This is a genomic window from Aeromonas sp. S15(2024), from assembly GCF_041402265.1.
Lineage (GTDB): Bacteria > Pseudomonadota > Gammaproteobacteria > Enterobacterales > Aeromonadaceae > Aeromonas > Aeromonas dhakensis.
Genome location: NZ_JBGLQY010000001.1, coordinates 300,507 through 314,102, shown reverse-complemented (window position 1 = coordinate 314,102; position 13,596 = coordinate 300,507). Strand labels below are relative to the sequence as shown.

The following is a 13,596-nucleotide window of genomic DNA, read 5'->3' as shown; positions in this document are numbered from 1 at the left end:
GCCTGCCTGGCCAGCTTATTCGGCCAGCAGCGCGTCGAGCTGGGCAAACTGTTCGCATACCCAGTCCGGGCGGGAATCTGCGATGGGACGGCCGTAGTTGTAGCCGTAGGTCAGCCCCACCACCTTCATGCCGGCGGCCTGAGCGGCCAGCACGTCATTTTCGGAGTCGCCCACCATCAGGGTACGCGACGGGCTGACGCCCAGCTCGTGACAGGCCAGCAGCAGCGGTTCCGGGCTCGGTTTCTTGACCGGCACGCAGTTGCCCCCCAGCCAGAGCGCGAAGCAATCGGCGATGCCGAGGGCATCGAGGATCGGCTGCACGAAGTGGCTCGGCTTGTTGGTCACGATCCCCTGCCGGTAGCCCAGCGCCTGCAGGCGGCGCAGGCTCTGCTCAACCCCGTCATACATGGCCAGCCCTTCCAGCAGGCAGGCCTGATAGTGACGGTCAAACAGCGGACGGGCGCAGGCAAACAGCTCGGGCGCCGCGCGATAGTCCAGCGCCCGCTGGATCAGCTTGTCGGCACCGTTGCCGACCCAGGTCCGCACCACGGCCTCGTCGGCCTCGGCCAGCCCGAGCTCGGTCAGCGTACGGTTGACCGCCAGCGCCAGTTGCGGGGCGCTGTCGATCAGGGTGCCGTCCAGATCGAACAGCACCAGGTCAAAATCACGTTCAGCGTTTGACATGAGAGAGCTCCGCCCGCATCTCGTCGATCACCGCCTTGTAGTCCGGGCGGCTGAAGATGGCAGACCCGGCCACGAACATGTCGGCGCCAGCCTGGGCAATTTCACGGATGTTCTCCACCTTGACCCCGCCGTCGATCTCGAGACGGATGTCACGGCCGCTCTCGTCGATCAGGCGGCGCACCTGGCGCAGCTTGTCGAGGGTGCCGGGAATGAAGCTCTGGCCGCCGAAGCCCGGGTTGACCGACATCAGCAGGATCACGTCCAGCTTGTCCATCACGTATTCCAGGCAGGTGAGCGGGGTGGCCGGGTTCAGCACCAGACCGGCCTGGCAGCCCAGCTCCTTGATGAGTCCCAGGGAGCGGTCGACGTGGTCGGACGCTTCCGGGTGGAAGGTGATGAGGGAGGCGCCGGCCTTGGCAAAGTCGGGAATGATGCGATCCACCGGCTTGACCATCAGGTGCACGTCGATGGGGGCTTCGATACCGTAGTCACGCAGGGCCTGACAGACCATGGGGCCTATGGTCAGGTTGGGCACATAATGATTGTCCATCACGTCGAAATGGACCACGTCGGCACCGGCGGCCAGCACCTTGGCGACATCGTCCCCCAGACGGGCAAAGTCGGCGGAGAGGATCGAGGGGGCAATCAGAAAGTCTTTCATCAGCGTCATCCATTGGCAGCGTGGCAGAAAAAGCGGCGCAATTTTACCGCAAACGAGCGCCGAAAACGACCCGCACACGGTATGGAAAAAGCGAATGCCATCATCACCCGTGGGAGATATAAAAAAACGGCACCCAAGGTGCCGTCTGTCTCAGCCGAGTGGCGCCAGTTCGGCGTCGCTCGGGTAGTAGCCCTGCTCCGGCTCGATGCCGGGCGGATAGAGCGCCAGCAACTCGGCTACCTTGTTGCGGGTGCCACCGTTGCGGCTGATGGTGCGTTTGACCAGGATCTCGTCGAGGCGGGCACCGCGATAGAGTTCGCGGGTCAGCTCGATGTCGTGGTTGCTGATGAGCACGGGCACCCCTTTGCGGGCCGCGGTGTGGCGGGCCAGTCTGGCCAGCACGGCCTGATCGTCCAGGGTAAAGCCGCCGGCCGAATAGGTGGTGAAGCTCGCCGTGGTGGAAAGCGGCGCATAGGGCGGATCGCAATAGATGACCCAATCCTCTTCGGCGCGCTGGATGGCGTCGGCATAACTTTCACAGATGAAGGTCGCCTTCTGCGCCTTCTCGGCGAAGGCCCACAGCTCTTTTTCCGGGAAATAGGGTTTCTTGTAAGAACCGAACGGGACGTTGAAGCCCCCTTTCTTGTTGTAACGGCACAGGCCGTTGAAACCGTGCCGGTTCAGAAACAGGAACAGCAGAGCACGTTCGAAACTGGTATCAGCCTGATTGAACTGGGTACGCAGCCGGTAGTAGGCGGCCTTGTGGTTGTGCTCGGCCACGAACAGCTTGCGCGCCTCGGCGATGAAGCTGTCCGGCGTCTGCTTGAGGTGGTTGTAAAGCCCGATCAGATCCGGATTGATGTCGTTGAGCACATAGGCGTCGTAGTCGGTGTTGAGAAACACCGACCCGGCCCCGACGAAGGGCTCCAGCAACACACGCCCGGCCGGCAAACGCTCGGCAATCTCTTCAACCAGGGAGTATTTTCCCCCGGCCCATTTTAAAAAAGCGCGTGTTTTTTTCATGGAAATCCGGTGTTAAGAAGGCATCGACCAAAAAAGGGGGACGATTCTACCCCCTTCCCGGCCAAAATGGCTATTGCTTCAACTCTTTTTGTACCTGCGCAAACGACTTAGGCCAGGGTTGACCCTTCAGCAAGGCGGGCGACAGCTTGCGAATGGCGGCCTTGGCCTGGTTGCTGCTGGCATAGTCCCCCTGCAGCACCACATACCAGGGGCTGCCGCGGAACTGGGTCTGATAGACCCAGATCTTGCCGGCAAGGCCATTCTCGGCCACGAACTTGTCGACCGCCTTAGTGTTGCTCGCCCCCATCAGCTGGATGCTGTAATGGCTGCGCGGCTTCTTGTTCAGGGTGGCGGCGGGAGTCAGCGCGACCTTGGGTGCAGGAGTCGCCACCGGCTCGGCGGCGGCCGGTTTGACCACCGGCTTGCTGGTAGCCTGCGCGGGTTGGGTCTTGGCGGCTGTTGCCGGCTGGGCGGTGGCATTAGGTGTGGCCGCCTGCTTGGCAGGCGCATCCTGGGTGGCTGCCGCCCGGGAATCGGCACCGGTCAGCTCATCCACCACCGCCGTGGGCAGGGCTCCGCTGACGTTGGGCTGCTTCATCAGCTTCTCGACCACCTCGTCGGAGATCACCACCCGGCGCCCCTCGTAGTTGGTCGATTCGGTGGTAACCGTGTCGCTCTCCACCGACTTGGGCAAGGCCTTGGCATCAGGCTGCCAGTCGCGTACCACACCACCCTGATTGGTGGCGGCACCATCATTGTTCACACTCTGATTGCCGTTCTGGCTGGTATTGCTGCCACCGACGGTGAGCGGATCGCCACCCGACACGGGGATCGGCAGCGCCGTGCTCTGGGCGGGTTCAGACACGGCCCCTTTGTCGTCACTGCTGAACAGGGCCGGCAGCAGATAACTCAGGGCCAGCAGGCCGCCGGCAACCAGTGCCAGCAGGGTCGCAATCTTCTTGACGGGCAACTCGGCCTGACGTTTCTTGGGCCTTCTGTCGGTCATGATATCCTCCAGTAACTGCATGATGGTGGACGGATGTCCATTCGCCACTTTCAGGATCTCTTCCACTTTCGGCTTGGGCAAGAGGGCTGTCGGGATCTTGAGCTCTTTGGCCTTCTCATACAAGAAGATACGTTGTTCGGGGGCGCTCAGTGGCGCGACTTCCAGCTCCAGTGCCGGCATGGCACGCCCTTTGAGCAACGCCTTCTGGGTGCGACACCAGACGTCACTGCCGGACACCATGATCGCCAGCTGATGGGGCACAGCCAGGGTGTCGTTGTGGCGGCACAGGCTCCACAGCTCGCCAACCAGTTCGGCAGGCAGCTCGTCTGCCCGTTCGATCAGCAGCAGCAATGTGGCCGGTTTGCCCTCCAGCATGCGAAAGAAGCTGTCTGCCAGCGCATCCTGTGGATTGAACAGCGGGCGGGCCACCACCTGGGGCAGCAACAGCTGACGCACGTCCACCATTTTCATGGCCGGACTGCCGATCAGGCTGGCGACGCGGACTTTTTCAGGCAGACGATCGAGCATGTCCTGGCACAAGGTGCCGCGACCACTACCGGGTTTGCCGGAAAGAAAAATGAAAGGATGATTGAATTCAATCAGATGCAGCAGCCGGTCAACCAGCTGCCGCTGGGAAGGAAGCTTCAGCAGTTTATTTGTCACGACCAGACTCGATCACCGCCAGCAGTTCAGCATCGGAGACATCGGCCACCACCTGGGCATGACCGATGCCGACCGGCAGCACCAGACGCAGTTTGCCTTCCAGTACCTTCTTGTCGCGACGCATGTGGCGAATGAAGGCGGCAAAATCCATCTCGGGCGGGGCCTGTACCGGCAGATTGGCCGCCAGCAGCAGCGCCCTGATACGGGCTACGTCCTGCTCGGTCAAATCGCCACGGGCCTGTGCGGTCCAGGCAGCCAGCATGGTGCCCGCCGCCACGGCTTCGCCGTGCAGCCAGTTGCCGTAGCCCTTTTCGGCTTCGATGGCATGGCCGAAGGTATGACCCAGGTTGAGCAGGGCACGCACTCCATGCTCGGTCTCGTCCTGACCGACCACGTCGGCCTTGATTTCGCAGCAACGGCGGATGGCATAGGCCAGCGCGGCCGGCTCCTGCGCCTGCAGACGGGACATGTTGGCTTCGAGCCAGCAGAAGAATTCGACATCCCAGATGATGCCGTACTTGATCACCTCGGCCATGCCGGCGGCGAATTCACGGGCAGGCAGGGTCTGAAGGCACTCGGTGTCGATGACCACGTGTTTGGGCTGATAGAAGGCCCCGATCATGTTCTTGCCGAGAGGATGGTTGACGGCGGTCTTGCCGCCGACGGAGGAGTCAACCTGGGAGAGCAGTGTGGTAGGCACTTGAATGAAAGGAATGCCACGCTGGTAGCTTGCCGCAGCAAAGCCGACCACGTCGCCTATCACACCGCCCCCCAGGGCGATCAGAGTGGTATCACGGCCATGGTTGGTTTCCAGCAGAGCGGACATGATCCGCTCGAAGGTTGCCAGGTTCTTGTAGGCCTCGCCATCCGGCAGGATCAGGTGTTCAACCTGATAACCGGACAGCTGCTGGGTAATGCGCTCAAGATACAAGGGGGCGACAACGGTGTTGGTCACTATCATGACCCGCTTGCCCTTGATGGTTTGCGTCAGCACCTCTGCATGCTGCAACAGACCTGCCGCTATCTCGATGGGATAGCTGCGTTCACCCAGTTCGACCTTCAACCTTTCCATGGACGTCCTCTTGATTACATGCCGATCAACTTGACGATTTGATTGGCAACAACTTTTGCGCTCTGGTCATCAGTCTGGATGACAAAGTCAGCCACTTCTTCGTACAGGGCGTTGCGCTCTTGCGCCAGACGCTCGAGTACCTCGCGCGGCGGCTCTTCGGTTTGCAGCAGCGGGCGACGTTTGTCACGTTGCGTCCGGGCCAGCTGCTTCTCAATGGTGGTCTCGAGGTACACCACGATGCCGCGAGCAGATAGTTTGTTGCGTGTTTCACGGCTCTTGATGGCACCGCCACCCGTTGCCAGCACGATACCCTGCTGTTCGGAAAGGTCACCAATGACCTTCTCTTCGCGGATCCGGAAACCCTCTTCGCCTTCAACATCGAACACCCAGCCGATATCGGCACCACTGCGGCGCTCAATCTCATGATCTGAGTCGAAAAACTCCATATGCAGTTGTTCTGCCAGATGTCTACCTATGGTGCTCTTGCCCGCACCCATGGGACCTATCAGGAAAATATTGCGTTTCTCAGCCATGTCTTTTCGTTAGTAATTACAAACTGTACGACCCCGACAAACTCTCGATCGGGGTACCTATGAACCTTATCTTGCGATGGATCAGGAGGGGGATTATCTCAATAGAAATCAGGACTGGCAACCGCAGCCCTTACGCCCCAGCCTCATTGGGGCGTAAGGTTATATGTGTTTTACCTTCACATGTAAAGTCTTCAGAAAGTCTCGGTGACTATCTTCGGTGTCACGAAAATCAGCAGCTCCCGCTTTTTGTTCGCGCTGGTCGTCTTGCGAAACAGCACCCCCAGACCCGGGATATCACCCAGCAGGGGGACCTTGGTCACATCGTTGGTAATGGTCTGCTGATAGATACCGCCCAGCACCAGCGTCTCGCCATTGTTGACCAGCACCTGGGTGGTGATCGACTGGGCGTTGATGGAGACGGCATCGCCGGTACCGGTAGGTACGGTTTCACCCTTGGTGTCCTGGGTCACGGTCAGATCCAGGATCACCCTGTTGTCAGGGGTGATCTGCGGTGTCACCTTGAGACTCAGCACAGCTTTTTTGAAGGTGACCGAGGTAGCCCCACTGGAAGAGGACTCCACATAGGGTATCTCGGTCCCCTGTTCGATCAGCGCCGGCTTTTGGTTGGCCGTGGTCACCCGGGGACTGGCGATGATCTCGGCCTTGCTCTCCTTCTCCAGTGCCGACAACTCGAGATCCAACAAGGTGCCGTTCGCCAGCCGCGCCACCTGGAAGGCCAGGGTACCGGCGGCATTGGTCACCGGCAGGTTGACGTTCAACCGATCGTCCACCCCGGGGCGGGTAATGGTCGAGCCACCGTTGTTGTTGCCGGAACCATCATTGCCCTCGATGGTACCAGAGGTACTGTTGCCGTGACCGTCGTTCTTGGTCACCCCCCAGCGCACCCCGAGTGCCTCGTCGAAACCGTCGTCTATGGTCACCATGCGCGCTTCGATCACCACCTGCTTGACCGGGATATCCAGAATATCCAGCATGCGCTTGATGTTGCTGATGACGTCGGCGGTGTCCTTGACTACCAGCACGTTGGTCCGCTCATCCACGCTCACCGCCCCCTTGGCAGAGAGCAGCTTGGTGCTTTCAGACGAAAGCAGCGCCGCCACCTCGGATGCCTTGGCATAGTTTATCTGCAGGTATTCGGTGTAGAGCGGGGCCAGATCGGCGACCTGATTGCGGCTCTCCAGCTGCTGTTTCTCACGGGCGGCTATCTCTTCCGCCGGTGCAACCAGCAGAATGTTGTTGTCCAGCTGCTTGTCGAGTCCACGCACCTTCAAAATGATGTCGAGGGCCTGCTCCCAGGGCACCCCATCCAGCCGCAGGGTGATGTTGCCCGACACCGAGTCCGTGGTCACCAGGTTGAGATTGTTGAAATCCGCGATGAGCTGCAACACGGTTCTGACCGGAATATCCTGAAAATTGAGGGAGATGGGTTTGCCCTGATACTGCTTCCCGGAACTCGCCGCGGTGCGCTTTTTCACCTCGACGATGAACATCTTGTCTGCCTGGTCGTAGCGATAATCAAACTGACCGTTGACCGACAGCTCGAACAGGGTGTCATTGCCCTGACGAAACACCTCAACCTGAGAAACAGGGGTGGCAAAATCCTGCACATTGATCAGATTGAGCAGGTCGTCCGGAACCCGGGTGCCGTGAAACTTGGCCAGCACAGTCTGACCGCGGCTGCTGACGTCCACGGCGGCTGAGCTGTTATCCAGCGTCACCAGAAATTCCCCCTGTCCGTCCTTGCCACGTCGAAAATCCACGCCTTTGACGGAGTTGAAGTAAGCGCCACTGGCCGAAGTTTGCGGGGTTGGCAACACAGGTTTGCTGGCAACCGGCGCCACCACCGGAGCACTCTGGCGGGCAAGCTGCTGGCTATTGATCAATGCCGACGAGGTTGCCGGCAGGGTATTGATAAGGGCGGACGAATTCGGCTGGGGAGCCACCAGCCCGGAGGAAGAGGTCGTGGTTGGCAGCGGCATGGCCGCCTTGTCCCCCAATGCAACCAACAGCTTGTTGCCCTGCTGGTGCACCTGATAGGGAGTCAGTTGATCGAGCGCAATCTTGATATCGAGACCCGCCCCCTTGCCCTCTACCTTGATGTTATCCACCCCCTGCTGCTTGATGGGCAGGGGATTCACGTTGAGTGCCCCCACCGCCCCCGGCACATGCAGCAGCAACTGGTTGGGTTCATAGGAGAGCCGATCGGTAAACCCGCTGACCGGTTCACTGAAACTCAGCTCCAGCAGCAGTTGATCGGCCATCAGCGGATTGACTTTGACCTCCTGCAGGGTGGCCACCGCCCAGGCCTGGCCCCATGCACCGACGCAAAACAGCAGGGCCACTCTGGTTGCCTTACCTATTGTTGTTCTCATTGCAGTTCATCCCTGATTATCGTTTTGCTTCAAGATTGGCCATGCCCAGCTGGGTTTCTCGAGTCACCCAGCATCCCTTGCCGTCCGGTATAGTCTCAATCAAATCCACATAAGTGTCAGTGATCCTGATCACCCGCCCCTGATCCAGCCCCATATGCTGGTTGAGGCCCACCCGGATGGACTGACCATCCGGCGTTCTGATCAGGGCCCACAGCTGCCCCTGCTTGCCAAGGGAACCCTGCATGCTCAGGCTGGCCAGTGAATAGTTCTCCAGCACCTCTTTCTCTCTGTTGGCGACAATCTGGGCGCAATCCGGTTTCACCTTGGCATCCGTCTTGGCACTGCTGGCCTCGGGCTGGGGAGCGATGAAGGGACTGCGCTGATCACTGAGATGATAAGCCATGGGAGAGAAGGGCTTTATTTCGGGAAGCGGTTCAATGGGAACCGGCTTTCTGGCCTTCACATCGGCCACGTAATTATCCATGTCATCCTGACCGCCGCAGGCCGTCAGCAACAATGCCGGCAACAGAACGCAGAGTATCCTCATTTTTTCTGCTCCACCGTCTTGCCGTTGTATTTATAGGTCTTGGCCAGCATCGACATGGCGATCATGTCATCCTGCTCCTTGCCCTGACCCAGTGTGAACGACTCCAGAATGACAATCCTTGGCAAGGCCGCCATGTCTGCCGTGAACTTGCCGATCTCATGATAGGTGCCCACCACTTCTATTCGCATGGGCAGCTCGGTGGAAAACTCGTGCTTGATCTCCGGCTCCCAGTTGATGCGATTCAACTTGAGGCCGTTGTCGGTGGCGATGAAGCTGATGTCATCCAGCAGCCCGGCCACTTCATGGGTATTGGGCAGCTGTTTGAGCTGGGTATCGACCAGTTGTTCAAGCCGCACCATCTGCGCCTTGTAGGCACCGAGATTGGCGGCCAGCATCGCCTTGCTCTCAAACTGTGACTTGAGCTCCGCCTCCTTGTCGGTTTCCTGGGTCAACAGAGTCAGCGACTTGGCAATCACGTAGTAATAGATGGCGCCCCCAAGCAGGGCGCAGAAGAACAGGATGAAGATCCCCTTGGCCAGTTTGGGCCAGCTGGCGATGTTGTTGAAATCCAGTTCGTTGAGCTGTTGCAGGTTCATTTCTGCCCCTTAGCCATGTCGAGGCTGGCTCCAGCCGCCACGGCGACCTGGAACATCATGGAAAACTGGCTCAGGGAGACGGGTGCCACGTCAGCCGCAAAGATGGTGCTGATCTGCGACTGCCCCAGCCAGCCGGAACCATCGATGCGACGCATCATGCTGGCCACCCTGCCATAGGCTTCGGTCTTGCCGTTCACGTCGATCCGGTTGTCCTGCAGGGCCAATGTATTGAGATACACCCCATTAGGTACCAACGAAGGCAGCTGGTTGAACAGACGAACCGGCAGGTTGCGACGCATCTGCAGATGCTCGATCAGCTGCATGCGGTCAATCAGCTCCTTGCGCCGCTCCTTGAGCAGGCGGATCTCGCCAAGCTGGGCATCGAGTATGGTCATCTCCTGCTGCAGGCGCTGGTTGCGCTGCTGCTGATGGCCGATCTGCTGTTCCACCAGCCAGTCGGCGGCAAAACCGAGGGACGCCGTGATGGCCATGAAGATACCGAGCATGACGCCGAACTGCTTCTTCTGGCGCAGCGCCCTGGCTTCACGCCAGGGAAGGAGGTTTATATTTGACATGGCGTGAAGCTCCTCAATGCCAGACCCAGCGCCGTCATGTACTTGGCACCATGGGCAGCGACCTCTCCCTTGGGTTTGCCAAACAGGGTAAAGGGATCGGGATGCAACACCTCGCAGCTGAGCTCGTTGCCAATCTGAGCCGCCAGCCCGGGCAGCAAGCTGCCCCCTCCGCTCAACACCAGTTTGGAGAGCTCCCGGTGGCCGGAAGAGCTGCAAAACAGCTGGACGTTGCGCCGCACCTGCTGCAGCAACGCATTCATGTGGGGCAGCAACACATCCAGCTCGTGATCGATCGGCAACTTGCCCTGCAGCTTGGCCTGCTCGGCATCATCCAGAGAGAGGCTGTAGAAAGAGGCCAGTGCCTGGCTGTATTGGTCGCCACCGAAGTTCTGCAAGCGGGAGTAGATCACCTCCCCTTTCACCAGTGCGGCAAATGTCATGGCGCTGGCGCCGATGTCGATGACACCGACCGGTTTGTCCCACTCCTGCAGCTCAGGCAGACAGGCGAGTACCGCCCGCCCCAAGGCGTGTGCCCCGACATCCACCACCTTGGTGGTCATGTCGGCTTCCGCCAGCGCGGTGACCCGACCATTCACGCTCTCGGTGCGGGCCGCGCTCAGCAGCACCTCCTGGCGCTCCTGATCGGCGACCTTGCCCAGGATCTCGAAATCCAGGCTCACTTCATCGAGGGGGAAAGGGATGAGTTGTTCAGCCTCAAGCTGGACCTGATTTTCCAGCTCGCTTTCACTCAGGCTGGCATCCACCTGAATGACCTTGGTGATCACGTTGGAGCCGGTGACGGCAGTAGCCACATACTGGCTGCTACCCGAGATGAGACGCTTGAGGCCCTTGAGAGACTGGCCGACCCGCTCGATATCCTGCAGCTGATAATCGACCAGAGTGCCTTTGGGAGTGGCAACCTCCGCCACGGATTCGAGGTGCAGCTTGCCGGGACGGCCGGTGATGGTCACGGCCTTGATGGTCTGACTTCCAAAATCAATGCCTGCCAGTGGAAGCAGAGAACCCTTGTTGAATAGCCCAAACATATACACATCCATGCGTTATATGGGTTTTAGGATTGATTGTAGGACAGCTAATCAGAAGATGATGGCTTAACTCATCCTAAATGCTCTATCTATCAATGTCATAAAGTTTATGCCGAAAAGTGATACAACTCGCTTTCCGAGCCGCGCCCTCCTCCCCTTGGTTATTGAGTCGCAGAGTGCTAACCTCCCGCCTCTTCTCGAGGAGCCGGACCGTCGTCAGGAAAACCTCGAATTCACGAAGGCAAAAGGGCTATACTCTGCGCCCGTTGGCTAATTTTAAGACGATTGGTAGTTCTTCCATGCTGAAATGGCTCGTACGCCTGTTTATTGTCATGATGCTGGGTGCTGTGCTGGGTGTTGCCAGCCTCATCGGTATCTACTTCTACATCAAGCCCCAGTTGCCGGATGTGACCGCACTGCGCGACGTCAAGCTGGCCACCCCGATGAAGGTGTACAGCCGGGATGGGGAATTGATCTCCCAATTTGGCGAAATTCGTCGCATCCCCCTGCATCTGGATGAAATTCCCCAGTCCATGATCGATGCGGTGCTCGCCACCGAAGATGCCCGCTTCTACGAGCACCCCGGCATCGACCCCATCGGCATTCTGCGGGCTGCCACCGTCTGGGCCGTCTCCGGCCAGGCACGCCAGGGCGCCAGTACCATCACCCAACAGGTTGCCCGCAACTTCTTCCTGAGCAACGAGAAGACCCTGGTGCGCAAGATCAAGGAGGTCTTCCTGGCTTGGCGCATCGAGCAGAATCTCTCCAAGGACGAGATACTGCAGCTCTACCTCAACAAGATACCGCTCGGCTATCGGGCCTTCGGGGTCGGTGCCGCTGCCCAGGTCTACTTTGGCAAAGAGGTGAAAGAGCTCACTCTGGACGAGATCGCCATCATTGCCGGTCTGCCCAAGGCCCCCTCCATGCTGAACCCGATCCGTTCGCCGGAGCGGGCCTTCGCCCGCCGCAACGTGGTGCTGGGTCGCATGCTGGAAACCGGCAAGATCACCCAGGCCCAGTATGACGAAGCCTCCAAGATGCCGATCAAGGCCCGTTATCACGGAGCAGAGACCACCCTCAACGCCCCCTATCTCGGCGAGATGGTTCGCCAGAAGATGGTGGAGCAGTTTGGGGAAGACGCCTACACCATGGGCCTGCACGTCTACACCACGGTCACCGCCAAGCGTCAGCGGGCTGCCCGTCAGGCTCTGCTCGACGGCGTGTTCGACTATGACACCCGCCATGGCTACAAGGGGGTGACCGCCCAGCTGTGGAAGAGCGGCGAGGCCGACTGGGATTACGACAAGATCATGGCCCATCTGGCCAAGCAGCCGACCTATCAGCCGCTGATGGCAGCCGTGGTCACCAAGCTGGGTGACAAGAGCGCGACCATAGTGCTGAAAAACGGCAAACAGGCCGAGCTTGGCTGGAACGGCATCAAGTGGGCTCGTTCTTTCATCACCGACGATCGCCAGAGTTTTGCCCCGAAATCGGCACGGGACGTACTCAAGGTCGGCGCCCAGATCTGGGTACGGGAGAAGGGTGAAGAGCTGCTGCTCTCCCAGATCCCCGAGGTCAACGCCGCCCTGGTGGCCATGAATCCGCAGGATGGCGCCATCGAGGCGCTGGTCGGCGGCTTCAGCTTCGAGCTGTCCAAGTTCAACCGGGTCGATCAGGCACGTCGCCAGATAGGCTCCAACATCAAACCTTTCCTTTATGCCACCGCACTGGAGCAGGGCTATACCCTGGCCTCGCTCATCAACGATGCGCCGATCAACCAGTGGGATCCCTCCAAGGGCCCCATGTGGCAGCCCAAGAACTCCCCGGCCATCTATGACGGCCCCACACCGCTGCGCCTTGGTCTTGCCAAGTCGAAGAACGTGATGTCGGTGCGGCTGATGCGCGCCATCGGGCTGGATACCTATATCGACGGCCTCACCCGCTTCGGCTTTGCCCGCGACACCATCTCGCCCAACGAATCGCTGGCGCTGGGCGCGGCCGAGTTCACCCCGCTGGAAGTGGTGCGCGGCTATTCGGTGCTGGCCAACGGCGGCTTCCAGGTCACCCCCTACTTCATTACCGAGGTGACCGACAGCTTCGGCGCGCCTCTCTATCAGGCCAACCCGGCCGCCGCCTGCCGTGATTGCGGCGTACTGGCCGCCGCCGGTCTGGACAGCGCGGATGCCTATGCCAATACGGCCCCCGACTGGAAGGCCCAGTGCCCCATCGATCCCGTCGTGCCCAACAACATGGCACCGCAGACCATCAGTGCCCAGAGCGCCTTCTTGGTCACCGATACCCTGACCACCGCCATCTGGGGCGGCAATGGCTGGCGCGGCACCGGCTGGCGAGCGGCTCGCGATCTCAAGCGCCACGATATTTCGGGCAAGACCGGGACCACCAACGAGTCGCGCGATGCCTGGTTCTCCGGCTATACCCCGAACCTGGTCGCCACCTCCTGGATCGGTTTTGACAACCACCAGCGTGGCCTCGGCCGGGCCGAGTTTGGCGGCGGCGCCGCACAGCCCATCTGGATCGACTTCATGAAGACGGCGCTCAAGCAGATCCCCGAGCGCAAGATGCCGGTACCGGAAGGGATCATCACGGTGCGCATCGACCGTGAAACCGGCCTGCTGACCAACCGCACCGATGGCAGCAGCACGGACGAGTTCTTCAAGGAAGGCACCGAACCAACCCGCTTCGCCACCCAGAGCTCGGATGGCAATCAGGTCTATGGCGGCGATGGCTCGGACACTGACGGCCCCGTCTCCACCGACGATATCTTCTAAACAACCGA

12 protein-coding genes are annotated in these 13,596 nt (G+C 60.0%); 1 reads left to right on the top strand and 11 read right to left on the bottom strand.

The window, feature by feature from the left end; translation table 11 throughout:
- Nucleotides 1-15: 15 nt before the first annotated feature.
- The 11 genes from ACB033_RS01475 to tapM all read right to left on the bottom strand — a co-directional run bounded on the left by ACB033_RS01475 (nucleotide 16) and on the right by tapM (nucleotide 10,811).
- The gene (locus ACB033_RS01475) at nucleotides 16-684 is read right to left on the bottom strand and encodes a phosphoglycolate phosphatase (protein WP_139725053.1); all 669 of its coding nucleotides are present in this window, start codon (nucleotides 682-684) and stop codon (nucleotides 16-18) included.
- Complete coding sequence (gene rpe, locus ACB033_RS01470; protein ID WP_139725052.1) at nucleotides 671-1,345, bottom strand: ribulose-phosphate 3-epimerase; 675 nt, start codon at nucleotides 1,343-1,345, stop codon at nucleotides 671-673. Before rpe ends, ACB033_RS01475 begins: the two co-directional genes overlap by 14 nt.
- Nucleotides 1,346-1,495: 150 nt before the next feature.
- Entirely contained in the window at nucleotides 1,496-2,368 is an 873-nt protein-coding gene (locus tag ACB033_RS01465; protein ID WP_017765003.1) for a Dam family site-specific DNA-(adenine-N6)-methyltransferase, read from the bottom strand.
- Nucleotides 2,369-2,438: 70 nt separating this feature from the next.
- Nucleotides 2,439-4,037 (bottom strand): SPOR domain-containing protein, encoded by a 1,599-nt coding sequence (locus tag ACB033_RS01460; protein ID WP_139725051.1) that lies wholly within the window; start codon nucleotides 4,035-4,037, stop codon nucleotides 2,439-2,441.
- Nucleotides 4,027-5,109 carry a 3-dehydroquinate synthase gene (gene aroB, locus ACB033_RS01455; RefSeq protein ID WP_139725050.1) on the bottom strand — a complete coding sequence of 361 codons (1,083 nt, stop codon included), beginning with the start codon at nucleotides 5,107-5,109 and terminating at the stop codon, nucleotides 4,027-4,029. The genes ACB033_RS01460 and aroB overlap by 11 nt, the downstream gene beginning before the upstream one ends.
- Before the next feature lie 14 nt (nucleotides 5,110-5,123).
- Entirely contained in the window at nucleotides 5,124-5,642 is a 519-nt protein-coding gene (aroK, locus tag ACB033_RS01450; RefSeq protein WP_005298388.1) for a shikimate kinase AroK, read from the bottom strand.
- A gap of 191 nt (nucleotides 5,643-5,833) precedes the next feature.
- Nucleotides 5,834-8,035, bottom strand: a complete 2,202-nt coding sequence (locus ACB033_RS01445; protein WP_139725049.1) for a type IV pilus secretin PilQ — start codon at nucleotides 8,033-8,035, stop codon at nucleotides 5,834-5,836.
- 16 nt (nucleotides 8,036-8,051) lie between these two features.
- Nucleotides 8,052-8,582, bottom strand: a complete 531-nt coding sequence (locus ACB033_RS01440; protein ID WP_017787950.1) for a pilus assembly protein PilP — start codon at nucleotides 8,580-8,582, stop codon at nucleotides 8,052-8,054.
- A complete protein-coding gene (gene tapO / locus ACB033_RS01435) occupies nucleotides 8,579-9,178 on the bottom strand; it encodes a PilO family type IV pilus biogenesis protein TapO (protein ID WP_139725048.1) in 600 nt (199 codons plus the stop codon). Before tapO ends, ACB033_RS01440 begins: the two co-directional genes overlap by 4 nt.
- Entirely contained in the window at nucleotides 9,175-9,753 is a 579-nt protein-coding gene (gene tapN / locus ACB033_RS01430) for a PilN family type IV pilus biogenesis protein TapN (RefSeq protein ID WP_017781609.1), read from the bottom strand. The genes tapO and tapN overlap by 4 nt, the downstream gene beginning before the upstream one ends.
- Nucleotides 9,741-10,811 (bottom strand): PilM family type IVa pilus assembly protein TapM, encoded by a 1,071-nt coding sequence (gene tapM, locus ACB033_RS01425; protein WP_017787953.1) that lies wholly within the window; start codon nucleotides 10,809-10,811, stop codon nucleotides 9,741-9,743. The genes tapN and tapM overlap by 13 nt, the downstream gene beginning before the upstream one ends.
- Before the next feature lie 287 nt (nucleotides 10,812-11,098).
- Here tapM and ACB033_RS01420 point away from each other — a divergent pair, with 287 nt between their 5' ends.
- A complete protein-coding gene (locus ACB033_RS01420) occupies nucleotides 11,099-13,588 on the top strand; it encodes a penicillin-binding protein 1A (protein ID WP_010633193.1) in 2,490 nt (829 codons plus the stop codon).
- Nucleotides 13,589-13,596: the final 8 nt, after the last annotated feature.